This window comes from Streptomyces sp. NPDC059668 (assembly GCF_042734135.1).
GTDB lineage: Bacteria > Actinomycetota > Actinomycetes > Streptomycetales > Streptomycetaceae > Streptomyces.
In genome coordinates this window covers 28596-52448 of record NZ_JBHWEL010000056.1, presented here as the reverse complement: position 1 = coordinate 52448, position 23853 = coordinate 28596, and the positions used below count along the sequence as shown (strand labels likewise).

Genomic DNA, 23853 nt, shown 5'->3' with positions numbered 1-23853 from the left:
ATGCACCCCCATGCGACCGTGCACACCCGACGCGCGACTCCCCCACGCCGCCCGCACCCCTAATCTCGATCCGAACTCGGGTATTCCCAGGGCATGTTGGGGGCATGACGTCCCCACCGGCCGCGCAACCTCGAGGAGGGGCATGTGCTAGAGCCCGTATGTCAAGCGGACGTGGACGTCGTCATCGTCGGGGCCGGAGCCGCGGGGCTCGCGGCCGCGCAGCACCTGACCAGGGCGGGGCTCACCACCGTGGTCCTGGAGGCCGCCCCCACCGTGGGCGGCCGCATGTCGACGGAGAAGGTGGACGGATTCCGGCTCGACCGCGTCGGCCGGCTGCTGTCCACGTCGTACCCGGAACTACGCCGCACCCCAGGCCTTGAGGGCCTGACCCTGCGCCCGTTCTCCCCGGGCGTCCTGTTGCACAGCGACGGCCGTCACCACCGCGCCGGCGCCCTCACCCCCCGGAGCGCAAGGGGCGCACTCACCGCAGCGCGCGCCCTCGCAAGCGCCCCCCGACTTCCCCGGGCCGCCGCCCGGAGCGTCTCCCGTCCCACCCGGAGCCCGGGCGGGGTCCCCCGGCCCGGCCCGCTGGGCGGCCCCCTCGACCAGACCCGCCTCACCGCCGCCCTCGCCCGCCTCGCGGCCACCCCGCCCGAGCGTCTCCTGACCCGCCCGGAGCTCTCCGCCGCGCGGGCGCTGGCCGCCCGGGGGCTGCCGCCCCGTACGGTCGACGCCTTCCTGCGCCCCCTGCTCGCCGCGCTGCTGTGCGATCCGGACCTCGGCGCCTCCAGCCGGGCCGCCGACCTGGCCCTGCACTCGTTCGCGTCGGGCCGGCTCTGTCTGCCGGAGGGCGGCGCGGACACCCTGCCGGAGCTCCTCGCGGCCTCGCTGCCCCCGGGTACCGTCCGCACCGGCGTCCAGGTCACCGCGGTCTCCACGACCACCGTGACCACCCGCGACCACGGCCGGCTCACCTGCCGCGCCATCCTGCTGGCCACCGGGGCCCGCGACGCCGCCCGGCTGCTGCCCGGTCTGCGCGTCCCGGCCTTCCACCCAGTGACGGTCCTGCACCACACCACCGACGAGCCACCGCTCGCCGAGCCCGCCCTGCTCCTGGACGCCGACCGCGGCGGACCGGTGGCGCACACGGCGGTGGTCAGCCAGGTCGATCCAAGCCGCGCCCCGGCCGGGCGCGTCCTGATCTCCTCGACGGTGCTGGGCACCCCGCCGCCCGCCGCCCCTCTGGACGTGGCGGTCCGCGCCCAGCTGGCCCGCCTGTACGGGACGCCGACGGGCCGCTGGGAACTCCTCGCGGTCCACCACACCCCCGACGCCGTCCCCGCGATGCCCCCGCCGCACGACCTGCGCCGCCCGGTGCGCCTCCTGGCGGGCCTGTACGTCTGCGGGGACCACCGCGACACCGGCACGCTCCAGGGGGCCCTCCATTCGGGCCGCAGGGCCGCCCAGGCCCTGCTCGCGGATCTGGGCGCCCGTCCGGCGACGGCCGAGGAACCCCTGGAGGCGGCCGCCTGACCTCCGGGTCACCCGAGCGCGGCCACCCGGTCCCGGTAGCCGCGCACGGGGGCGGCGTCCCGGTACGGTTCGAGCCGGCGTTCGAAGTCCCGTACGTACTCCACGGCCCGTACCGACCGCATCTCCGCCGCCTGCCCCGCCGCCTCCGCGCCCAGCTGGCAGGCCTGGTCGAGCTCTCCGAGCCCGAGCCGCGCGGTGGCGAGCACGACCCGGCAGAAGAGCCGGCTGCGCGCGTACCCGGGCGCCCGCAACTGCAGCGAGCGCTCGGCGTGCTGCGCCGCGGCCCGGTACTGCTGGAGGTCCCGGTGGCAGTGCCCGAACTCGTCGGCGAGCTGTCCCTCGTCGAAGAACCGTGCCCAGTGCGGCGCGTCGTCGCCGGGCCGGGCGGTCTCCAGCGCCCGCTCGGCGCGCACCAGCGACGCCGTGCAGGCCCGCACCTCCCCGAGCACCCCGTGCCCGCGCGCCTCGACGGAGTGCAGCAGGGCCTGCACGACGGGCGGCGCGGACGAGCCGACGCCCTGCTGGGCGACCCGGGCGAGCTGCACGGCCTCGCGCCCGTGGCCGAGGTAGACCGCCTGCCGGCTCATGGTCACCAGCACGTAGGAGCCGTACGCCCGGTCCCCGGCCGCCTGCGACAGCCGCAGCGCCTGCACGAAGTAGCGCTGCGCGAGCCCGTGCGCGGCGATGTCGTACGAGGTCCAGCCGGCCAGCCGGGTGAGGTCGGCCGCGGCGGCGAACAGGCGCCGTCCGGTCTGCTCGCCGTAGACGCCGCGCAGCATCGGCTCGGCCTCGTGCTCCAGATAGCGGACCAGCGCCTGCCGGGCGTGGCCGCCGCCGTAGGCGTGGTCGAGGGCGCGGAACAGCTCGCCGACCGAGCGGAGGGCGGCGATGTCTCCGCCGGTGACCCGCTGGCCGGGACCGCGCTCGGTCTGGTTGCGCCGGCGGGCCGGGGGCTCCCCCGCCTCGGCGGGGGCCGGGAACCGGGGGGTGGCGGCGGGGCGCGCCTGCGCGGGGATGCGTGCCCCGGCCAGGTCGCCGCGGCCGACCCGGTCGTCGGCCCGGCCGATCAGCCAGTCCCGGCTGGGGACGACGAGTCCCGCCGGGGTGAAGGCGATCTTCCGCAGCTCGGCGTGGCTGCCGGAGTCCTTGCGCCACAGCCCGCTGACGATGTCGACGGCCTCCTCGGGGGTCGCGGCGAACTCCAGGCCCGCGTAGACGGGGGCGCAGGCGTCGAGCCCGAGGTCCTGCGCGGTGAGCCGTCGTCCGAGGCGGCGGGTGAACACCTCGGCGATCAGCGCGGGGGTCGTGCCCCTGGGCTGCTGCCCGCGCAGCCACCGGGTCACCGATGTCTTGTCGTATCTGAGATCAAGTCCGTGTTCGAGGCCGAGCTGGTCCACGCGACGGGCGAGACCTGCGTTGGAGAACCCCGCTTCTGCGATGAGCGCGGCGAGCTGGCGGTTGGGCGTGCGCTGCGCGGGTCGTTCCGTCATCTGCGGTGCGGTCTCCTGCCTTTCGGGCACCATCGTGCGCCCGGATTGCCTGTGAGCAGCCCTTATGGCCTCCTGAACGGCGCGAATGTAGCTGAGCGTGAGCGGCCGATCACATATTTCGGCATATATTCATCCGATCGTGTGAGGATTGGCCTCCCGACTGACGCGCCGGGCCCGGACGTACAGTGGCGTGGGCGCGCCACGTACCTGACGAAAGGTTCTTTCGCGTGCCGGACAACGGTTCCGCGGATGCAACCCGACCGCGGTCGTGGACTTCGAGGGAGGCGCTTGCCGTGAGTGAGCTGCGGTTCGTCCGCATGGGATTCGGTGCCGAGGCCGTGGACTACCAGGAGGCCTGGGACGAGCAGCGCCGGGTGCACGGCGCCCGCTTCCTGGACGAGATCCCCGACACCTGTCTGCTCCTGGAGCACCCGCCGGTCTACACGGCGGGCCGGCGTACGGCGGACAACGAGCGCCCGCTCGACGGCACGCCCGTCGTCGACGTGGACCGCGGCGGCAAGATCACCTGGCACGGCCCGGGGCAGCTCGTGGGGTACCCCATCCAGAAGCTTCCCCGCCCGGTGGACGTCGTGGCGCACCTGCGGCGGCTGGAGGAGGCGATGATCCGGGTCTGCGCGGAGTTCGGCGTCCGGACCAGCCGGGTGGAGGGCCGGGCGGGCGTCTGGGTCCTCGGCGACCCGGTCGAGCAGCGCGCCGCCGGCGGACTCTCCCTCGACTTCGACCCGCGCCTCGCCGACGAGGAGTTCGACCCGCGGCTCAACGGACCGCAGTACGCGCCCTCCAACGCCGGCCAGCGGCGCGAGGACCGCAAGATCTGCGCGATGGGCATCCGGGTCGCCAAGGGCGTCACCATGCACGGGTTCGCCCTGAACGTGAACCCGGACACCTCGTCCTTCGACAAGATCATCCCGTGCGGCATCCGGGACGCCGGCGTGACGTCACTGGCGTACGAACTGGGCCGCGAACTCACCATCGGCGAGGTACTGCCCGTCGTGGAGAAGCACCTGGCGGACGTCCTGGGGAACGCGGACCTCAGGCCGCGCGAGGTGGAGCGGGCGTCCGCCTGACGCGCCCCCCTCCGGGAAGCACGCCGGGAGCACGCCGGGAGCACGCCCGGAGTACCCCGGAGAACGCACCGGGAACACCCCGGGGGCGGGAACCCTCCACAGCGAGGGGAAACGCGCGACCGGCCCCGGGAATGCACCCTTGCTCCCCAAGGTTGCCCACCCCGGGGAGCAAGCACCGCACGGGCGTACCCTGGTGTACGCCGAAGAATCGAAGCTACAGGGAGCCGATGTGTCCGCAGTCGCACCCGACGGACGCAAGATGCTGCGCCTGGAGGTCCGGAACGCCCAGACCCCCATCGAGCGCAAGCCCGAGTGGATCAAGACCCGGGCGAAAATGGGCCCCGAGTACACGAAGATGCAGAGCCTCGTGAAGAGCGAGGGGCTGCACACGGTCTGCCAGGAGGCGGGCTGCCCCAACATCTACGAATGCTGGGAGGACCGGGAGGCCACGTTCCTGATCGGTGGGGACCAGTGCACCCGGCGCTGTGACTTCTGCCAGATCGACACGGGCAAGCCGGAGGCCCTCGACCGTGACGAGCCCCGTCGCGTGGGCGAGTCCGTGGTCACCATGGACCTGAACTACGCCACCATCACCGGCGTCGCCCGCGACGACCTGGAGGACGGCGGCGCCTGGCTGTACGCGGAGACGGTCCGCCAGATCCACGCCCAGACCGCCGAGCGCGCGGAGGGCCGCACCAAGGTCGAGCTGCTCGCCCCGGACTTCAACGCCGAGCCCGCCCAGCTCGCCGAGGTCTTCTCCTCGCGGCCGGAGGTCTTCGCGCACAACGTGGAGACGGTCCCCCGGATCTTCAAGCGCATCCGCCCGGGCTTCCGCTACGAGCGCTCGCTGAAGGTCATCACGGAGGCCCGGGACTACGGTCTGGTCACGAAATCGAACCTGATCCTCGGCATGGGCGAGACCCGCGAGGAGGTCGGTGAGGCGCTGCGGCAGCTGCACGAGGCGGGCTGCGAGCTGGTGACCATCACGCAGTACCTGCGCCCCTCCGTGCGCCACCACCCCGTGGAGCGCTGGGTCAAGCCGCACGAGTTCGTGGAGCTGAAGGAGGAGGCCGAGCAGATCGGCTTCTCCGGCGTCATGTCGGGCCCCCTGGTCCGCTCCTCGTACCGCGCCGGCCGGCTGTACCGGATGGCCGTCGAGAAGCGCGGCGCGTACGTCGCCTCACAGGCCGTCTGACCGAGACGCGGCACCCCCGGACGGAGCAGTCGGGGAAAAACGGTTCGACCCGAGCGGTGGCACTGAGTGCCACCGCTCGCGTGTGAGTCGGCGCACAAGCAACTACCGCCCGGTAGTGGCCAATTCGGCACCATCGCGTCCGTCCGCGCAGTTGGGGACCCCCGTCAGGACCGCGTCAGGCTGGAGACCCGCTGCATCAAGGCTTCATTGGTGTTTGACCGGTCGGTCACGCCCTGGTAACACCAATCAGTGACCCTGGTCTTACGCCACGTACCGCCCCGTCCCACGAGCCGTCATCCCGAGGGGGGACCTCCCATCATGCAGGCCGCGCCCGTACGCGCCACCGCGATCCCGTCGTTCACCGATGCACTCCGTGCCGTCGAGTCGCTGCTCATGAGCAGCGGCCAGCGCACCGCCCGCCGCAATGCCTGGACGTCCGTCCTGGAGGACCGCCGTCGCGCCAAGGACCGGGTCGAGGCACAGCGCGTGCTGGAGTCCGTGGCGACGCTCCCGTAGCCCCCGCACGCCTCTCCGCGTGCCCCGCCGCGGGCGCTGCCGCCGTCCGCCCGGACACTGCCGTCGTCGGGCCTTGCCGGGCCACGTAGACTTCGTGGCATGGCGAGGAAGGAACCTGCAGCGGACGCTGCGAACCCCGGGCGACTCAAGCAGATCGTCCTGACCTACAAGATGACTCGCAAGGCCGACTCCAAGATCGGTCTTGTACTCGCGGCAGTCGGAATCGTCACCCTCGGTGTCTTCCTCGCGATCGGCTTCCTGATCGGCCACCCGGTCTATCTGGGCATTCTCGGCCTCCTGCTCGCCTTCCTCGCGTCGGCGATCGTCTTCGGGCGCAGGGCCGAGCGGGCCGCGTTCGGACAGATGGAGGGCCAGCCGGGCGCGGCAGCGGCCGTGCTGGACAACATCGGCCGGGGCTGGACCACCACCCCGGCGGTGGCGATGAACCGCAGCCAGGACGTGGTGCACCGCGCGGTCGGCAAGGCCGGCATCGTGCTGGTGGCCGAGGGCAACCCGAACCGGGTGAAGAGCCTGCTGGCGGCCGAGAAGAAGAAGATGGCGCGGATCGTCGCGGACGTACCGGTGCACGACGTACTGGTGGGCACCGGCGAGGGACAGGTGGGGCTCAAGAAGCTCCGCACCACGATGCTGAAGTTCCCCCGCGTGCTGACCGGGGCCCAGGTGACCGCCACCAACGACCGGCTGCGGGCGATGGGCGACCTGATGAGCAACATGCCGCTGCCGAAGGGCCCGATGCCCAAGGGCATGCGGATGCCGCGCGGCGGTCCGAAGACCCGCTGACACACCCCTCCTACGTACGTACGACGAAGGGGGCGACCGGATCTCTCCGGCCGCCCCCTTCGTCGCGTCGTACGTCGTGCCCGGCCGGTCTGCCCGGCCGGTCTGTCTGGTCGGTCTGTCCGGTCGGTCGCAGTCGGTGGCACGCGGACGTCGCGTGCGGGCTTGTCGGTCCGGTCCGGTCCGTCGCGTCAGACGTCGGTCCCGCGACCCGACCGGGGACCCGGGTTCATCGGACCGGGGACCCGGGCTCATCGCAGCAGGTTCATCGCCTCGGGGTCCATCGCGTCGGGATCTGACGTCGCAACGCCGCACCTCGCACCTCGCACCACAGGGAAGTGCCGAAGGCGCCCGCAACACGCCCTAGGCGCGCACCTCGACGGTCCGTGCGAGGCGGTCGTGCAGGCCCCGGCCGTCGCGGTCCCAGATCAGGGCGGGGACGGCGACGCACAGCAGGGCGGTGCGCAGCAGGGCGCGCGCCGGGTTGAGCCGCCCGCCGCCCTCGGGCACGATCCGCAGGCCGAACAGCCGCTTGCCCGGGGTGAAGCCCACGGTGCCGACCGTCAGGACGCCGAGGACGAAGAAGACGAGCAGCGCCCAGTTCCCGGTCGCCTGGCCGTAGCCGTCGGTGAGCAGCCCGTATGCGATCACCATGCACAGGGCCCAGTCGACGACGAGGGCGCCGAGGCGTCGTCCCGGACGGGCGATGGAGCCGGGCCCGTGCTCCGGCAGACCGAGCTGCTCGCCCCGGTATCCCAGTTCGGCGCCCGAGTCCTCGATGGCCGCCCGGGGTCCGGAGAGCCACGATCCGATTGCTTGCCTGTTGTCCACCCGTCCACGGTACTGCGCCCGTTTTGGCATGCGGACACGAGGGGCCCGGGCGCCCCCGGTCGGTTAACTTGGGCGAAACAAATGGGTCACGCTGGAGAAATCCCCCGTCCCTATGGTCAGGCCCCAGCGTGTGCCACCGCACTGGCCGCACGAACGAACTACCACCCCGGTCCACAGTGGGCGGGAGTAGGAGGAGCTGGATGTTCCAGAACGCCGACGAGGCCAAGAAGTTCATCGCGGACGAGGACGTCAAGTTCGTCGACGTACGGTTCTGCGACCTGCCGGGTGTGATGCAGCACTTCACGATCCCGGCCGAGGCCTTCGACCCGGCCGAGGAGCTCGCGTTCGACGGCTCCTCGATCCGCGGCTTCCAGGCCATCCACGAGTCCGACATGGCGCTCCGCGCCGACCTGTCCACCGCGCGCGTCGACCCCTTCCGCCGCGACAAGACGGTCAACATCAACTTCTTCATCCACGACCCGATCACGGGCGAGCAGTACTCCCGTGACCCGCGCAACGTGGCGAAGAAGGCCGAGGCCTACCTCGCCTCGACCGGCATCGCCGACACCGCGTTCTTCGGCCCCGAGGCCGAGTTCTACGTGTTCGACAGCGTGCGCTTCGACACCAAGGCGAACGAGGCGTTCTACCACATCGATTCCGAGGCGGGCGCCTGGAACACCGGTGCGATCGAGGACAACCGCGGTTACAAGGTCCGCTACAAGGGCGGTTACTTCCCCACCCCGCCGGTCGACCACTTCGCCGACCTGCGTGCCGAGATCTCCCTGGAGCTGGCCAAGTCCGGCCTCCAGGTCGAGCGTCAGCACCACGAGGTGGGCACCGCCGGCCAGGCCGAGATCAACTACAAGTTCAACACGCTGCTCGCCGCCGCCGACGACCTCCAGCTCTTCAAGTACATCGTGAAGAACGTCGCCTGGCGCAACGGCAAGACCGCGACCTTCATGCCGAAGCCGATCTTCGGTGACAACGGCTCGGGCATGCACGTGCACCAGTCGCTGTGGGCCAACGGCGACCCGCTGTTCTACGACGAGGCGGGCTACGCGGGCCTGTCGGACACCGCGCGCTACTACATCGGCGGCATCCTCAAGCACGCCCCCTCGCTGCTCGCCTTCACCAACCCGACGGTGAACTCGTACCACCGTCTGGTCCCCGGCTTCGAGGCCCCGGTCAACCTGGTCTACTCGCAGCGCAACCGTTCCGCGGCCATGCGCATCCCGATCACGGGTTCGAACCCGAAGGCCAAGCGCGTCGAGTTCCGCGCGCCCGACTCCTCCGGCAACCCGTACCTCGCCTTCTCGGCGCTGCTGCTGGCGGGCCTCGACGGCATCAAGAACAAGGTCGAGCCGGCCGAGCCGATCGACAAGGACCTGTACGAGCTGGCCCCCGAGGAGCACGCGGGTGTCGCGCAGGTCCCGACCTCGCTCCCGGCCGTCCTCGACCGCCTGGAGGCCGACCACGAGTTCCTGCTCGCGGGCGACGTCTTCACGTCCGACCTGATCGAGACGTGGATCGACTACAAGCGCACGAACGAGATCGCACCGCTGCAGCTGCGTCCGCACCCGCACGAGTTCGAGCTGTACTACGACGTGTGAGCCGACCCGGCATCCGTACGGAGCCCCGTCACCGCCCTCGGGTGGTGGCGGGGCTCCGTCGTGGTGCGCGGCGCCCGGGTCGTCCTACGCGGCGCGTGGGCCGTCGCGCGCGGTGCTGGACGGTGTGTGCGGGGCGTAAGGGCGTGACGTTCGACAGGGCTGTTCTTTGCCTCCCGTGGGGCCGTTCGGCACCGGTTCTTGGGCGGGCGCGGGCGCACAATGGAATCGGGACGAGTGCCGGAGTGCGTGAGTGCCTGAGTTCGGGGTGATGCAGAATGCAGAGCCGGTTCCGGAGCGATCGGCGGCTGACCGTGCGGATGACGGTCACGCTGTTCCTGCTCGGATTGCTGTACGTGGCCTTCGTCGCCGCGTTGATCGTGTTGCTGAAGTCCTGGGTACTGGTCGTGGTCGTCGCCGCCGCGCTGCTCGGCGCCCAGTACTGGTTCTCGGACCGCATCGCCCTGTACGCGATGCACGGGCGGATCGTGGAGCCGGAGGAGCATCCGCAGCTGCACGGGGTCGTGGACCGGCTGTGCGCCGTCGCCGACATGCCGAAGCCGCTCGTCGCCGTCTCCGACCTGGACATGCCGAACGCGTTCGCGACCGGACGGAACGCCGACCACGCGGTGCTGTGCGTGACGACCGGGCTGCTGCGCCGCCTGGAGCCCGACGAGCTGGAGGGCGTCCTCGCGCACGAGCTGTCGCACGTGGCGCACAAGGACGTCGCCGTGATCACCGTGGCCTCGTTCCTCGGGGTGATCGCCGGGCTGATCGTGCGGTTCGCCTTCTACTCGCAGCTCTTCGGCGGGCGCGGGCGCAAGGACCAGAACACCGTGGCGATCTTCATGGCCGTGATGGCCGTCTCCGCCGCCGTCTACGCGATCAGCTTCCTGCTCATCCGGGCCCTGTCCCGGTACCGCGAGCTGGCCGCCGACCGGTCCGCGGCGCTGCTCACCGGCCGGCCCTCGGCGCTCGCGTCGGCGCTGACGAAGGTCTCCGGGGACATCGCGCGGATCCCGATGAAGGACCTGCGGACGGCACAGGCCTTCAACGCCTTCTACTTCACGCCCGCCCTCGGCGCCGGGCCCGGTCTCGCCAAGCTCTTCTCCACCCACCCGAGCCTGGAACAGCGGCTCGACCAACTGGGCCGCATCTCGGCCGAGTTGGGCGAGGCGGCGACCCCCGACAACGCCGCCTGAACACCTGACCCGTCCCTCGTCCCTCGAAAGGCAGCCCTCCGCATGGGGTTCCTGGACATCCTGCTCGGGCGCACCAAGGCCGTCGCACCCGATCTCGACCGGCTCTTCGGACTGCCGTCGGCCGCCGTGACCCTGCAGGCCGCCGCCGGGTTCACCCCGACCGGGACGGGCGCGGTGTGCTTCGCGTCCGTCGAGGGCGCGGCCTTCGCCGAGGCCCACCGCGAGGTGCGGGAACTGCTGGAGGCGGACACGGCCCGTGCGGAGCCCTCCCCGTCGGGAGCACCCAGCGCGAGGCCGCCGGTGGAGGTGACGCGGGACGAGTACGGGTACTCGTGGCTGGTCTCGCGGCGCGCGCCGGACGACCTGCCCGCGCTGGTGAGTGATCTGCACGCGGTCAACAGCACGCTGGAGGGCAGCGGCTTCGGGCCTCAACTGCTGTGCTCGGTGGTGGCCTTCGAGGAGACCGAGGATCCCGAACAGGCCGGGCGGCGGCTCGGGCTCGTCTATCTCTACAAGCGCGGCACGTTCTACCCCTTCGCACCGTCGGGGGACACCGGCGGGCGACGCGACAACGCGCTCGAACTGCGGATCAAGGCCGCGCTCACCGACGACCTGCGCATCGAGCAGGACCTCGGCCGGTGGTTCCCCCTCTGGGGTGCCCCCGGTCTGTGACGCCCTCCCGGGGTGCCGCCCGCGGCCTCAGAGTCCGGGTGTCGCCGTGACCACCCCGGCCGCCACCGCCGAGTCCAGTGCCGCGTGGTCCCTGGTGTTCTGGTCCGCGTAGCGCAGGGCGAAGTCGGCGACGGCGTGTTCGAAGATCTCCGAGCCGCCCAGGTACGCGGCGATGGCGACCCGGTCGCCGGAGCGCGCGTGCGCGCGGGCCAGCGCCGTACCGCACAGCCGGGCGTAGGCCACCAGCTCGTCCGGGGTCATGCCGGCGACGTTCGCGGAGCCCTTCATGTCCCGCAGCTGCCGCCAGTAGAAGGCGCGGCCCTGCGGTCCGGTCATCCAGCCGAGGAAGATGTCGCTCGCCGATTGCAGCAGCCGCTGTCCGGCGACAACCCGATGGCCGGGATGGACGTAGGGACCGCCGGGCAGATGTTCCTCCAGTACGGATCTGGTGGCTTCCTTGATCTGCAGGAAGAGCGGGTCGTCCGTGTCCCGTCCGGTGAGCAGCACGATGAAGCAGCGGGTGCCGACACTGCCGACGCCGACGACCTTGCGCGCCGCGTCCACGAAGCGGTAGCGGTCCAGCAGGAGGCGGCGTTCCTCGGCGAGGGTGGAGCGGTAGTCGCTGAAGATCTTGCGCAGGGCCGCCATGTCGGAGGCGCCGGCCGGTTCGAGCAGCGGCGGGTCGCGCACGATGCGCCGGCGTCCGTCGACGGTCTCGGTGAGCTTGCCCAGGGCGTGCAGGCTGGTGCGGCGGCGGGCGCGGGTGAGGCTCGACTCGACGCGTCGCCGCCGGCCGGCGGAGCCGACGAGCGGGAGCAGCCGGTCGGCGTCGACACGTTCGTACCAGACGGCCAGTTCACCCCGGTCCGCGAGCCGCCGCATGCCTTTGCGGTACCCGGCCGCGGCGGCCTCCGCGGCGCGCCGCACGCGGGTCTCGGCGTACCCGTTCTCGCGGGCGGCCACCGCGACGCTGGCCGCGAGCCGCTTGACGTCCCACTCGAAGGGGCCCGGATGGGTCTCGTCGAAGTCGTTCAGGTCGAAGTGCAGGGCGCGTTCCGGAGAGGCGAACAGGCCGAAGTTGAGGAGGTGGGCGTCCCCGCACAGCTGGACCGTGAGACCGGTGTGGGGCTGGGCCGCGAGGTCGGCGGCCATCACGGCGGCGGCTCCGCGCAGGAACGCGAACGGTGAGGCGGTCATCCGTCCGTACCGGATGGGCAGCAGTTCCTGCAGACGGTCCCTGCCCTGCCGTTCCAGGACGGCGACGGGGTCGGGGCGGTCGACGCCGGGGATCCAGACGGCGTGCGAGGAGCGGGGGGCGCGCTTGCGGGCCGCCCTGCCGTGGGCGGCCCGGGCGGCGGGGGTGGCGGTGGCGCCGGTCGGGGCCACGGCCGTCAGGTCCGCACGGCGCGGGCGACGTCGCTGCCGACGGCTCCGGAGAGGCTACGGGTGCTGCGGGCCGTGGCGTCCTTGGAGCCGTCCGCCGGAACGTCGTCCACCTTGACGACGACGGTGTCGAGGAGCTTGCCGTCCTGGTCGCGGAAGTCGACCTGGACGATGTACGTCCGGGACGTGGAGGTGGGGTTGGTGGCGGTGATCCCGACGGTGGACCGGCCGTCGGAGTCGGTACGCACCCGGTCGCCGACCGTCACCTCGTCCTTGGCGTCGAGACCGCTCGTGAACTCGTCGAACCGCCGGCCCGCCTCGGCGGTGGCGGAGGCGAGGGAGTTGCCCGCCCCGGCGGTCGCGGAGGCCAGCACGCTGCTCGCCGCCGAGGCGAGGGAGGCGGCAGCGGAGGCGGCCTGGGACGCGGTACCGGCGGGGTCGCCTTCGCCCGCGCAGCCGGTGAGGGTCAGGGCGCCCAGCAGCACGACGCCGACCGGTCCCCGCGCCGACCGGCGCGCACCGATCCCGGGTACGGCGGCTCCGGCTGCGGCATCTTCGGGTACGGCGGCTCCGGCTACGGCATCTTCGGGCACGGCGGCTCCGCGTACGACGACTCCACGTAGGACGGCTCCGCGTACGACGGCTCCGCGCCCCCGTAGCGCCGAAAGTCCCCGCGTCCCCCGCATCCCCCGTGCCCCCCGTACCCGAAGCCCTCGTATCCCGTTCCTCGGCATCTCGTCTCCCGGCGTTCCGCTGCGGATTCCCTGCCTCGCGTTCCCCACAGTCAAGGTTCTGAGCAGGGCATACGCATGCCGTGGGCGGCAATCGGGTGAGACGCGGGAGGATACGGGGAACGACGACCACGAGGCGGAGGCGGCGTGGACGAGCAGCGGTGGCACATCGGAGTGGCGGAGCGGCGGGCCCGGCTCGCGCTGCGGCACCGGCTGGCGGGGGCGCGGCGCGCGTCGGACCCCGAGGAGGTCGCCGGGTCGCTGGTCGCGCTGCACGGGACCGATCCGGCGACGGTGTACCTGGCGGTGGGCGCGCGTCTCGCGGAGGCCGGGCGGACGGTGGCGGAACTCGACCGGGCGCTGTACGGCGACGGGACCCTGGTGCGGATGCACGGCATGCGGCACACCGTGTTCGTGTTCCCCACCGGACTGGCCGCCGTGGTGCACGCCTCGACCGGCCTGGCGATCGCGGCGACGGCGCGGGCCAAACTGATCAAGGACATGACGACCGGCAGCGACGGGCGGCTGACCGAGGAGTGGCTCGCGGAGGTCGAGGCGTCCGCGCTCGCCGCGCTGACCCGCCGCGGGCAGGCCACCGTGAACGAACTCACGGGTGACGAGCCGCGGTTGAGGGAGCAGTTCACCTACGGCGCGGGCCGGGGATACGAGAGCGCGCACACCCTGTCCTCGCGTCTGATGCGGGTGCTCGGCGTCGAGGGGCGGGTCGTGCGGGGACGTCCGCTCGGCTCCTGGACCTCGACGCAGTTCCGCTGGGCCGTCGCCCCGCCGTACCCGGAGCTCCCGGCCGGTGAGGCCCAGCGCGAGCTGCTGCGCCGCTGGCTCACGGCGTGCGGGCCCGCCTCGGAGGCGGACCTCAAGTGGTGGACGGGGTGGAAGGTGACGGACGTGCGGCGGGCGCTGGTGGCGATCGGGGCGGAGGCCGTGTCGCTCGACGGCGGGGTGACGGGGTACGTCGTCGCCGGCGACGCGGGTCCGGTCGGCGAGCCCGGTGCGCCGTGGGCCGCGCTGTTGCCCGGGCTCGACCCGACGGCCATGGGATGGCAGGAACGGGACTGGTATCTCGCGCCCTCGCTGCGGCCGGCGCTGTTCGACGGCAGCGGGAACGTCGGGCCGACGGTGTGGTGGGACGGGCGGGTGGTCGGGGGGTGGGCTCAGCGGGGGGACGGTGAGGTGGTGTGGCGGGTGCTGGAGCCGGAGGGGGTGGGGCGGGAGGGGATCGCGGCGATCGAGGCGGAGGCCGGGCGTCTGCGGGGGTGGCTGGGGCCGGCCCGGGTCACCCCGCGCTTCCGCACGCCGCTGGAACGCGAACTGGTCACTCCGTGAGGGTCGAGGGGGGCTCGCTTCCGTCACCCCTACCGGGCCCGTGTGTCCTGCCCTGCCCTGTCCCTGGGGCTCCGCCCCAGACCCCGCCAAGGGGCTGCCGCCCCCTGGACCCCCGCCATCGCCCGAAGGGCTCGTCCTCAAACGCCGGACGGGCTGGAGATGCGGGCGCGCGCCGGGTGTGCGGGCCTGCCCCGGATATGCGAGCTCGCGCTGGACATGCGGACCCGCGCTGGATATGCGGGCCTGCCCCAGATATGCGGACCCGCGCCGGGTGTGCGGACCTGCCCGAGATATGCGAGCCCGCGCCGGGTGTGCGGGCCTGGGCCGGATATGCGAGCCCGCCCCGGGTGTGCGGCCCTACCCCGGATATGCGAGCCCGCGCCGGATGTGCGGGCCTGGGCCGGATGGCCACAGTCCGGGCGTCAACCTGTCGGCGCAGGCCCGCACCCTCAGCCCGTCCGGCGATTGAGGACAAGGCCCTTAAGGCCGGACGGGGGTCTGGGGGCGGAGCCCCCAGGAACGGGGCAGGCGGGCGGGAGACGTCGGTGCCGGCCCGAAAAGACCCGGCACCGAACATCCCCCCGCTCAGCGCGCGTACCGCATCAACGCCCGCACCATGTGACACGTGGTGTCGGACGGCGGATGCACCCCGATGACCGCGGCGGTGCTGCGTATCTTCTCGTTGCGGGCCTGGTTCGGCACGTACACACCGGAGTCGAGCAGGGCGATCGCGAGACGCATCGCCTTGAGCCGACGGTTGTGCGTGACGTACCAGTCGCGGGGGCGCCCGGGCGGCAGCGGGCGCTTCTCCACGGGCTCGTACGGCAGGTCCATCAGGACCGCCCTCTTCGACGTGGACTGGGTGGGCAGCGGCTTCAGTGCGGCAGCGGGCACAGGCATCCTCCTGTCGCGGTCGGGACGCCGCCGGCCCTCCCGGCGACCCCCTCGAACACTGCTTCCAGTTTACCGCCCGCCACTGACATCAGGGGAGAGCGCAAGGTTCAGTAACTGCCCAGGTGGAGGCCGGAATTGGCGCCCTGTCACGCCAGATTCCCACGGTGCGCATGTGACGACAAGAATTCGAACAAACCCCTCGATGTACCGTGTGCGGCATGGAGATCTGGATCAACCCGGCCTGTTCGAAATGCCGCGGCGCCGTCGCCCTGCTCGACGCGGAGGGCGCGGACTACACCGTCCGCCGCTACCTGGAGGACGTACCGACGCGGGACGAGATCCGGTCCGTGCTGGAGCGGCTCGGCCTCGAACCGTGGGACATCACCCGTACGCAGGAGGACGTCGCCGGGGAACTCGGGATGAAGTCGTGGGCCCGGGACGACCGTTCACGGGAACGGTGGATCACGGCGCTGTCCGAGCACCCGAAGCTCATCCAGCGGCCGATCATCACCGCGGACGACGGGGCCGTCGTGGCGCGCACCGAAGAGGCGGTGCGTGAGGCCCTGTCCCGCTAAGGGCTGTCCCGTAATCCCCGGCGGGCGCGCCGGCTCCGCCCCGTCCGCCTCAACTCCCGCGTGACACAGGTCACTTCAGCGAGTTGCGTGAACGGTTGAGCAGCCCCGTTCGGTATCTCGTACATAGCGGCATACGGATCGCATCCGGCCGCCCATGGCGGCGGCCGGGGACAGGAGGCGCGCATGTCGCGTAGGAGAACTCTCAGTCCCATGAAGAAGCTCGGGCTGCTGGTCGGCGCGGCGGCCGTGGCGGGAGGCGGTGCCTTCGTCATGGCGACCACCTCCAACGCGGCCCCGGTGCAGAACGCGTCCAACTCGACGGTCTGCCAGGGACTGGCGACCGCGCTGGGCAACAACCAGACGTTCATCGACGGGCAGCGGGCCAACCCCGACTCCCAGTCGCAGGCCCGGATCGCCAACCGCGAGGCGGTCATCGCGCAGATCAAGGTCCAGCAGGCGGCGTCGAACTGCAAGGTCGGGGAGTCGGCTCAGGGCCCCCAGGCTGCGCAGCCCGCAAAGCCCGCGCAGCCGGCCCAGCCCGCGCCGGGGAAGCAGCAGACGGCCGCGCCCGCGCAGCCGACCAAGGCGCCGCAGGGAGCCGGCGGTGGCGCGGCCACCGGCAAGCAGGTCTGTGTCGGCTCGACCGTCACCCTCTCCGGCGAGGGCGGCGCACCGGCCGCCTCCAGCAACCAGTTCCCCGCCGGGACGAAGCTCAAGGTCACGAACCTGGACAACAACAAGTCCACCACCGTGCAGGTCACGTCGGTGTCCGGCAGCTGCGCGCTGCTGAACAACGCCGCGTTCGAACAGGTCCGCGAGCCGGGCAAGTTCCTGATCCGCCGGGCCCTGATCGAGAAGGTGGGGTGAGGACCGACGTCTAACGGTCGAGGAACTCCGCTAGCCGGAAGGTGAGTTCGGCCGACGCGACGTGCGGCAGCGCGTGGTGCGAGACGTCCGGGAGGACGACCGTCCGTACGTGCGGCAGCACCGCGGCGGCCCGTGCCGCCACCCGGCGCGGGTCATGGGTCCTGCTGTTCGCGGCCACGAGCAGCAGGACCGGCACGTCCAGGGCACGCAGCGCCCCGGCGTCCGGACGTGGGCCCGTGACCGGCCTGACGGCGGGAAATCCCGCCGCGGCCTCCTGGAGACGGAGCCAGTCGGGATCGAGCGGGACCCCGCCCGTCTCCCACGCGAGGAAGGCGCGGGTACGACGTGCCGCCGGGCGCAGCAGCATCGGGAGCGCGCGCAGGAGGTACGCGGCCCGGTAGCCCGCGAAGCAGCCCGTCGGGTCGAGGAGCGCGAGACGCCGTACCCGGTGGGGTGCGTGCAGCGCGTACCCCAGGGCGATCCAGCCGCCGTACGAATGGCCGGTCACGGCGGCCGAGCCGGCGCCGAGGCCGTCGAGCAGCGCGTCCAGCCAGGCGTTCAGGTCGCCCGCGGTCCGGATCGGGCGGCCGGGGTCCGGCACGCTGAGGCCGGGGTCGCCGATCAGGTCGACGGCGTGGACGCGGTGGGTGCGGGCGAGGCCGGCCGCACCGGCGAACCAGGAGGCCGAGGTCGCGCCACCGCCCGGCAGGAGGAGGAGCGGGGAGCCGTCCCGCGGGCCGCAGCTGTGGACGTGCGTGGCGCCGAACGGGGTGGACACCGTGGACGACACCGTGTCCGCGGGCCACTTGGTCATGACCCGGGCGTACGCCGCCCGGAACTCCTCCGTCGGAACGTCCATCCCGCCCCTCCCCCACCCGGTGTCCCGGTCCGCTACGATCCCCCATTGTCTCGCTGGGCGAGATAATAACCCAGCGAGACAATCGCGGAGGCGGACATGACGAACCGGGAATCGGAACGCGAGCCGGACCGCGTGCCGGCGACGGAACCGGGAAGATCGGGAAGACCGGGAGAGGAAGCGGCGCAGGAGATGGAGATCGTCCATCTCCTGCGGGCGACGGTCGTCGAACTCGGCCTGCACAGTGCCCGGTTCGCGCACCAGAACGGTATGCATCCGACGGACGTGCGCGCGCTGATCTCCCTCATGGACGCCTCACGCTCCGGTACGGGCCTGACGGCGGGCCGCCTGGGCGCTCTGCTCGGGCTCAACTCGGCCGGGACCACGGCCCTGGTGGACCGGCTGGAGCGGCTCGGGCATGTCCGGCGGGTGCGCTCCGAGCGCGACCGGCGGCAGGTGCTCGTCGAACTGGAGGAGCGCACGGTCGAGTGGGGGCAGGCCCACTTCGGTCCGCTCATCGGCCGGGCCGTGGAACTGCTGCGCGGGTACGACGAGCGGGAACTGGCCGCGGTGCGCGGCTTCCTCACGGGGGTACGGGACGCGGCGGCCGGCGCCGGGTAGCGTCCCGCGCCGGGACCGCACGCCCTCAAACCCATCGCATACGAGCCGCCGCGGCCACCCCGGGCGGACCACCGCGCGTGGCGCGCCGCCCTCGCGGACTTCGCGAACGGGTCCCTGACAGCCGCCGCGAACCGCTCCCGGTGAGTGAGGCGCAGCACAGGAACACCAGGTAACACGGGGTTCACCGTCGGGCAATGATCGGGAAATCGCCGGTTGACAGGCTGCCGGACATGCGCGGCGCCCCGGGTGCCGCGGCGCCGCGGCACCCGCAGTGCGCCTGGAGACCCACCCCGAAGGATGTGGCCCGTGACCTTCAAGGCTGAGTACATCTGGATCGACGGCACCGAGCCGACGGCCAAGCTCCGTTCGAAGACGAAGATACTGGCCGACGACGCCAAGGGTGCCGAGCTGCCGATCTGGGGCTTCGACGGGTCCTCCACGAACCAGGCCGAGGGCCACTCCTCGGACCGCGTGCTCAAGCCGGTCGCCAGCTACCCGGACCCGATCCGCGGCGGGGACCACGTCCTCGTCATGTGCGAGGTCCTGAACATCGACATGACGCCGCACGAGTCCAACACCCGTGCCGCGCTGGCCGAGGTCGCGGAGCGGTTCGGCGCGCAGGAGCCGATCTTCGGCATCGAGCAGGAGTACACCTTCTTCGACGGGGAGCGCCCGCTCGGCTTCCCCGCCGGCGGCTTCCCGGCTCCCCAGGGCGGCTACTACTGCGGTGTCGGCGCCGACGAGATCTTCGGCCGTGACATCGTCGAGGCGCACCTGGAGAACTGTCTGAAGGCGGGCCTCGGCATCTCCGGCATCAACGCCGAGGTCATGCCCGGCCAGTGGGAGTTCCAGGTCGGCCCGCTGTCGCCGCTGGAGGTCTCGGACCAGCTCTGGGTGGCCCGCTGGCTGCTCTACCGCACCGCCGAGGACTTCGCCGTCTCCGCCACCCTCGACCCCAAGCCGGTCAAGGGCGACTGGAACGGCGCGGGCGCGCACACCAACTTCTCGACGAAGGCCATGCGCGAGGGCTACGACGCGATCATCACCGCGTGCGAGTCGCTGGGCGAGGGCTCGAAGCCGATGGACCACGTCAAGAACTACGGCGCCGGCATCGACGACCGTCTGACGGGCCTGCACGAGACCGCCCCGTGGAACGAGTACTCCTACGGCGTCTCCGACCGCGGCGCCTCGGTCCGCATCCCGTGGCAGGTCGAGAAGGACGGCAAGGGCTACATCGAGGACCGCCGTCCCAACGCCAACGTCGACCCGTACGTCGTGACGCGCCTGATCGTCGACACCTGCTGCACCGCCCTGGACAAGGCCGGCCAGGTCTGACCCACCACCGGTACGGCCCACCGTTTCCCCGTGAAGGGGCGCCCACCACGTCGGTGGGCGCCCCTTCGGCGTGACGCGCCCCCTCGGGGCGGTCGTCCGGTCGGGCCGGTCGGCGGAGCGGAGGGCTCATCCGGTCCGGGCCCTCATCCGGTCCGGGCGCTCGTCCGGTCCGGGCGCTCGTCCGGTCGGGGCGGAAGTCGCAGGCGGCCTCCCGCGGCGACCGGGCGCGGCGGGCGCGGACCCGGCTCCGTGCCGAAGGCGTGTCCGACCTTTGAACCAGGACTCCTGCCGGGCCCCGGCTTCTGCTTCAATGGAGACATGGCCAGCCACCAGAAGTGCACCGAGACGGGTCGCCACGACCTGGAGCCCTTCTGGCCTTCCCGTCAGCATCACGACTTCGACCGGGTGTGTTGCCGCGCGACGAACGCGCCGGCCCTCTAAAGCCGTACACCCCGGCCTTCGGCCAGCGCGCACGACGTACGTCCTCGACGGCCCCGACCACGAACTCGCGGTCGTCGACCTCCCGACGAACTCCTCGCGCGAAAGAGCTGACCTCTCATGGCGAACACACGTTCCTTCACCTCCGTCGCGACCTCCCCCTCCCCGGCTTCGCCCGCGACCGGCGCCACACGGCACCGGCTCCGCGCCGTCGACCGGGACGAGGTGGTGAACGTCGCGGACTTCCTGCCGCCGGGCGCCACCTGGCTGCCCGCGCCCCAGCACACCCTGCCGGTACTGCCGGGCCGGCCGCCGATGATCGGCTATCTGGTCCTCGTGCCGGCCGACCAGCAGCCCCTGCTGCCGGTCGCCGTCGCCCCGGACCCGGTGGGGACCCCCGCGCCCGCCGGGGACGACCCGCTCGTCCGGGTCGACTCCGTGCAGCGCACCGCCGAGGTCGACGGGCGGACACTCGACCTCACCTACCTGGAGTTCGAGCTGCTCGCGCATCTCGTCGCGCACCCGCACCGCGTGCACACCCGGGACCAGCTGGTCACCACCGTGTGGGGCTACGGGCACGTGGGCGACGGACGGACCGTCGACGTGCACGTGGCGCGGCTGCGGCGCAAGCTCGGGGCGCAGCACCGCAAGTCGATCCAGACGGTACGGCGGGTCGGCTACAAGTACGCTCCCCCGACCGGCCGCTGACCAGCCGGTCCCGCGTCCGCGACACCCTCCGGGCGGATCTTCTGTCAGCAGATTCCCGTTCCGTCCGGCGGGCCGCCCGTGCAGAGTCGTCACCATGAAACTTCTGGTGCTGGGTGGTACGGAGTTCGCGGGGCGGGCCGTGGCGGAGGCTGCGGTGCGGCGCGGCTGGGAGGTGACCGTCTTCCACCGGGGGCGGCACGAACCTCCCTCCGGGGTGCGGTCGTTGCTCGGTGACCGCACCGCTCCCGACGGGCTCGCGGCGCTCGCGGGCGCCGCCTCGGGCAAGGGCTGGGACGTCGTCGTCGACACCTGGTCGGCGGCGCCCCGGGCCGTCCTCGACGCGGCGCGGCTGCTGGCGGACCGGGCCGCGCACCATGTGTACGTGTCGAGCTGCTCGGTCTACGCGTGGGCTCCGCCCGCCGGGTACACCGAGGACGCGCCACTCGTGGCCGGGGCGTCGCAGGACGCCGGGCCGACCGACTACGCGCGCGACAAGCTGGGCGGTGAACTGGCCGCCGTCTCCGCGTTCGGCGCGGAGCGTTCGCTGCTCGTGCGGTCCGGACTGATCCTCGGGCCGCACGAGAACGTGGGCCGCCTGCCGTGGTGGCTGAGCCGGATCGCGCGGGGCGGGCCCGTGCCGGCGCCCGGGCCCCGCGGCCTTCCCCTCCAGTACGTCGACGTCCGTGACCTCGCCGAGTGGATCCTCGGGGCGGCGGAGCGGGGGGCGAGCGGAGCCCACAACCTGATGAGTCCCCGGGGTCACGCGACGATGGGTGAGCTGCTCGACGCGTGCGTGCGGGTGACCGGGAGCGGGGCGCGGCTGCGGTGGATCGAGCCGGAGGTGGTTCTGGGCGCCGGGGTCGAGCCGTGGACGCAGTTGCCGGTGTGGGTGCCGCCGGGGAGCGACATGGACGACGCGCTGTACGGGGCGGATGTCTCGCGGGCGGTGGAGGCCGGTCTTCGGTGCCGGGATGTGTCGGAGACGGTCGCCGACACCTGGGCGTGGCTCCGGACGGTGGGCGGTACCGCTCCCGCGCGGCCGGGGCGCCCACCGGTCGGGCTGCCCCCGGAGGCGGAGGCGCGGCTGCTCGCTCCGTGAGCCGTGCCGCACCCCTGGGGGTGCGCCTCCGAACCCCCCGTTCGGCCTGAACGGCCTCGTCCTCGAACGCCGGACGGCTGGAGGACACGCCGTCGGCCGGAATCATCAGCCCCTCCGAATACCCGGCCCGGTCGGGCATTTCCGACCGGGCCGGGTATTCGGCGCAAGTTCGCGTCCCCAGGCCGGTCTGAATATTGTTCAAACCTGTTCTCGGAGATCAACTCCCTGAAAATCGTGCGCTTCTGAGCCCATTGTGCCGGAAATGGCCTCACGAACTTCTAAGATTTTCCGAGGTTCCTGAACGCCTCACACGTCACCTGCGTATGGATGGGAGCCGCTTCACTCCTGTCGGGCGCCCTCGATGCCCCGCAAGGAAGTCAGAGGAGTTCCATGGGACGCAACATTCGAAAACGCCGTTCGCCGCTGGCCGTTCGGGCCATCGCCGCGTCGGCAGCACTCGCGATCGGCGGGGGTGGACTGGTCTGGGCGAACTTCTACGCCTCGGCGCACGAGGAGAACTCGTCTCCCAACACCACGAAGGCCGCCACCGCTCAGGTGGCCACCATCAGTTGTCCGGACGTCGGTCAGAAGCTGACCAACGTGCCGAACAAGGCCCGTAGTGAGGTCGACGGCGAACTCGCCACGCTGGACGCTCAGATCACCGCCGCCTACCAGCGGCTCGCCACGACCCGTGACGCGCAGACGAGGGACGCGAGCTTCGTCCAGAACTCCATCCTCGGACCGCTGAAGAACAACCGGGCGGTGATCATCGACCGGATCAAGCTGGAGATCAGCCGGGTCGGCGGTTCGACACCGTCCTCGCTCGACGGCCTGTCGTCCTGCACGGGGACGCCCGCCAACCAGACCAACGCCGGCTGGGGCAACAACGGCGGTCAGAACAACGGTGGCCAGAACAACGGCGGGACGGCCAGTCCGGCGCCCTCCCCCTCGGCCAGCGCGAGCGCCGGCGGCCAGCAGGGCGGCGGCCAGCAGACGGGCAACGGCGGTCAGGCCGGCAACGGGCCGCTCGCCTCGGACTTCGTCGACATCACCAAGGTCCAGGCGAACGTGCCCCGCAAGGCACGGACCCAGGCCGGCGGTTCGACGGGCACGTTCACCACGTCCTGCGGCGTGAACGCGAACAAGAAGTTCAACACCGACAACGTGATCGTGGCGCCCGGCGTCAGCAACGGCGCGCACCACCTGCACGACTACGTCGGCAACCAGTCGAACGACGCGTTCGCCAACAACGACACGTTCGCCGCGGCCAAGACCACCTGCGCCAACCAGGGCGACAAGTCGACGTACTACTGGCCGGTCGTGCGTATCCAGAACGGTACGCAGGACTTCGACCAGAACAACGACGGCGGTGGCAAGGAAGGAAACGTCGGCCAGATCCAGCAGGTCAAGCAGGCGCAGATCAAGTTCGTCGGCAGCGCGAAGAGCCAGGTCGTCGCGATGCCGAAGTTCCTGCGGATCATCACGGGTGACGCGAAGACCACGACCAACGGTCTCGCGAACGCCAACGCCCACTGGTCCTGCACCGGCTTCGAGAACAAGGTGCAGCTCACGCAGCAGTACCCGATCTGCCCGCGCGGCAGCACCGTGGTGCGCACCTTCGCCTTCCAGAGCTGCTGGGACGGGGTGAACATCGACAGCGCGAACCACCGCACGCACGTGGCCTTCGCGGACGCCCAGGGCAACTGCGCCAACGGCTTCAAGGCCATTCCGCAGCTGACGATGCGCCTCGTCTACGGCTTCCGGGCACCGACCCTGCAGAACGGGCAGATCAAGAATGCCTACGCGGTGGACGGATTCCCCGAGCAGCTGCACAAGGCGGCCACCGACCACGACGACTTCATCAACGTCTTCGACGACAACCTGATGAACAAGATGGTCAACTGCATCAACAAGGGCCAGCGTTGTAAGTGACCCCCATGAGGAAGCCGGGGGGGGGGGGGGCGCCCCCCCCCCCCGGGGGGGGGGGGCCGGCCCCCCCCCCCCCGGCCGGGGGGGGGGCCCCCCCCGGCGACGCGGGGTGCGTTACGGGGCGGGCCCCCCGCCCCGACC

22 protein-coding genes are annotated in these 23853 nt (G+C 72.0%); 16 read left to right on the top strand and 6 right to left on the bottom strand.

Annotation, left to right across the window (positions count from 1 at the left end):
* Positions 1-144: 144 nt before the first annotated feature.
* Positions 145-1533: an NAD(P)/FAD-dependent oxidoreductase gene (locus tag ACFV2J_RS30940; protein ID WP_385088733.1), complete on the top strand. Its 1389-nt coding sequence runs from the start codon at positions 145-147 to the stop codon at positions 1531-1533.
* Positions 1534-1541: 8 nt separating this feature from the next.
* Here ACFV2J_RS30940 and ACFV2J_RS30935 read toward each other — a convergent pair whose 3' ends face one another.
* Positions 1542-3023, bottom strand: coding sequence for a regulator (locus ACFV2J_RS30935; protein ID WP_385088735.1), 1482 nt, complete (start codon positions 3021-3023; stop codon positions 1542-1544).
* A gap of 293 nt (positions 3024-3316) precedes the next feature.
* Here ACFV2J_RS30935 and lipB point away from each other — a divergent pair, with 293 nt between their 5' ends.
* The 4 genes from lipB to ACFV2J_RS30915 all read left to right on the top strand — a co-directional run bounded on the left by lipB (position 3317) and on the right by ACFV2J_RS30915 (position 6623).
* The gene (lipB, locus tag ACFV2J_RS30930; protein ID WP_385088737.1) at positions 3317-4111 is read left to right on the top strand and encodes a lipoyl(octanoyl) transferase LipB; all 795 of its coding nucleotides are present in this window, start codon (positions 3317-3319) and stop codon (positions 4109-4111) included.
* A 229-nt stretch (positions 4112-4340) separates the two neighbouring features.
* Positions 4341-5306 (top strand): lipoyl synthase, encoded by a 966-nt coding sequence (gene lipA, locus ACFV2J_RS30925; RefSeq protein WP_168527781.1) that lies wholly within the window; start codon positions 4341-4343, stop codon positions 5304-5306.
* 318 nt (positions 5307-5624) lie between these two features.
* Positions 5625-5822 carry a hypothetical protein gene (locus ACFV2J_RS30920; RefSeq protein ID WP_356802081.1) on the top strand — a complete coding sequence of 66 codons (198 nt, stop codon included), beginning with the start codon at positions 5625-5627 and terminating at the stop codon, positions 5820-5822.
* Between the two features lie 99 nt (positions 5823-5921).
* Positions 5922-6623, top strand: a complete 702-nt coding sequence (locus tag ACFV2J_RS30915; RefSeq protein ID WP_266698674.1) for a DUF4191 domain-containing protein — start codon at positions 5922-5924, stop codon at positions 6621-6623.
* 360 nt (positions 6624-6983) lie between these two features.
* Here ACFV2J_RS30915 and ACFV2J_RS30910 read toward each other — a convergent pair whose 3' ends face one another.
* A complete protein-coding gene (locus ACFV2J_RS30910; protein WP_385088739.1) occupies positions 6984-7451 on the bottom strand; it encodes an RDD family protein in 468 nt (155 codons plus the stop codon).
* A gap of 200 nt (positions 7452-7651) precedes the next feature.
* Between ACFV2J_RS30910 and glnA the strand changes: the two genes are divergently transcribed.
* From glnA to ACFV2J_RS30895, 3 genes are all read left to right on the top strand, one after another.
* Positions 7652-9061 (top strand): type I glutamate--ammonia ligase, encoded by a 1410-nt coding sequence (glnA, locus tag ACFV2J_RS30905; RefSeq protein WP_385088741.1) that lies wholly within the window; start codon positions 7652-7654, stop codon positions 9059-9061.
* 275 nt (positions 9062-9336) lie between these two features.
* Positions 9337-10260 (top strand): zinc metalloprotease HtpX, encoded by a 924-nt coding sequence (htpX, locus tag ACFV2J_RS30900; RefSeq protein WP_385088742.1) that lies wholly within the window; start codon positions 9337-9339, stop codon positions 10258-10260.
* Between the two features lie 42 nt (positions 10261-10302).
* Positions 10303-10932 (top strand): hypothetical protein, encoded by a 630-nt coding sequence (locus ACFV2J_RS30895; RefSeq protein ID WP_385088744.1) that lies wholly within the window; start codon positions 10303-10305, stop codon positions 10930-10932.
* Between the two features lie 27 nt (positions 10933-10959).
* On the opposite strand, the gene ACFV2J_RS30890 is transcribed toward ACFV2J_RS30895, so the two are convergent.
* A complete protein-coding gene (locus ACFV2J_RS30890) occupies positions 10960-12318 on the bottom strand; it encodes a DUF2252 domain-containing protein (protein WP_385441716.1) in 1359 nt (452 codons plus the stop codon).
* A 5-nt stretch (positions 12319-12323) separates the two neighbouring features.
* Positions 12324-12908: a hypothetical protein gene (locus ACFV2J_RS30885; RefSeq protein ID WP_385088749.1), complete on the bottom strand. Its 585-nt coding sequence runs from the start codon at positions 12906-12908 to the stop codon at positions 12324-12326.
* Positions 12909-13193: 285 nt separating this feature from the next.
* Between ACFV2J_RS30885 and ACFV2J_RS30880 the strand changes: the two genes are divergently transcribed.
* A complete protein-coding gene (locus ACFV2J_RS30880) occupies positions 13194-14390 on the top strand; it encodes a winged helix DNA-binding domain-containing protein (RefSeq protein WP_385441713.1) in 1197 nt (398 codons plus the stop codon).
* A gap of 585 nt (positions 14391-14975) precedes the next feature.
* Here ACFV2J_RS30880 and ACFV2J_RS30875 read toward each other — a convergent pair.
* Positions 14976-15284, bottom strand: coding sequence for a hypothetical protein (locus ACFV2J_RS30875; RefSeq protein ID WP_385097583.1), 309 nt, complete (start codon positions 15282-15284; stop codon positions 14976-14978).
* Between the two features lie 218 nt (positions 15285-15502).
* Here ACFV2J_RS30875 and ACFV2J_RS30870 point away from each other — a divergent pair, with 218 nt between their 5' ends.
* Complete coding sequence (locus ACFV2J_RS30870) at positions 15503-15859, top strand: arsenate reductase family protein (protein ID WP_385097580.1); 357 nt, start codon at positions 15503-15505, stop codon at positions 15857-15859.
* 183 nt (positions 15860-16042) lie between these two features.
* On the top strand, positions 16043-16726 hold the full coding sequence (locus ACFV2J_RS30865; protein WP_385097577.1) for a hypothetical protein: 684 nt from the start codon (positions 16043-16045) through the stop codon (positions 16724-16726).
* A gap of 10 nt (positions 16727-16736) precedes the next feature.
* Here the strand turns inward: ACFV2J_RS30865 and ACFV2J_RS30860 are convergent, their stop codons facing one another.
* The gene (locus ACFV2J_RS30860; RefSeq protein ID WP_385097574.1) at positions 16737-17585 is read right to left on the bottom strand and encodes an alpha/beta fold hydrolase; all 849 of its coding nucleotides are present in this window, start codon (positions 17583-17585) and stop codon (positions 16737-16739) included.
* A gap of 189 nt (positions 17586-17774) precedes the next feature.
* Here ACFV2J_RS30860 and ACFV2J_RS30855 point away from each other — a divergent pair, with 189 nt between their 5' ends.
* From ACFV2J_RS30855 to ACFV2J_RS30835, 5 genes are all read left to right on the top strand, one after another.
* Entirely contained in the window at positions 17775-18203 is a 429-nt protein-coding gene (locus ACFV2J_RS30855; RefSeq protein ID WP_385441731.1) for a MarR family transcriptional regulator, read from the top strand.
* A gap of 306 nt (positions 18204-18509) precedes the next feature.
* Positions 18510-19538, top strand: a complete 1029-nt coding sequence (glnII, locus tag ACFV2J_RS30850; RefSeq protein WP_385096747.1) for a glutamine synthetase — start codon at positions 18510-18512, stop codon at positions 19536-19538.
* 558 nt (positions 19539-20096) lie between these two features.
* A complete protein-coding gene (locus ACFV2J_RS30845) occupies positions 20097-20684 on the top strand; it encodes a winged helix-turn-helix domain-containing protein (RefSeq protein ID WP_385096744.1) in 588 nt (195 codons plus the stop codon).
* Between the two features lie 94 nt (positions 20685-20778).
* A complete protein-coding gene (locus ACFV2J_RS30840) occupies positions 20779-21783 on the top strand; it encodes an NAD-dependent epimerase/dehydratase family protein (protein WP_385096741.1) in 1005 nt (334 codons plus the stop codon).
* 390 nt (positions 21784-22173) lie between these two features.
* Positions 22174-23715 (top strand): DUF1996 domain-containing protein, encoded by a 1542-nt coding sequence (locus ACFV2J_RS30835; protein ID WP_385084894.1) that lies wholly within the window; start codon positions 22174-22176, stop codon positions 23713-23715.
* Positions 23716-23853 lie beyond the last annotated feature (138 nt).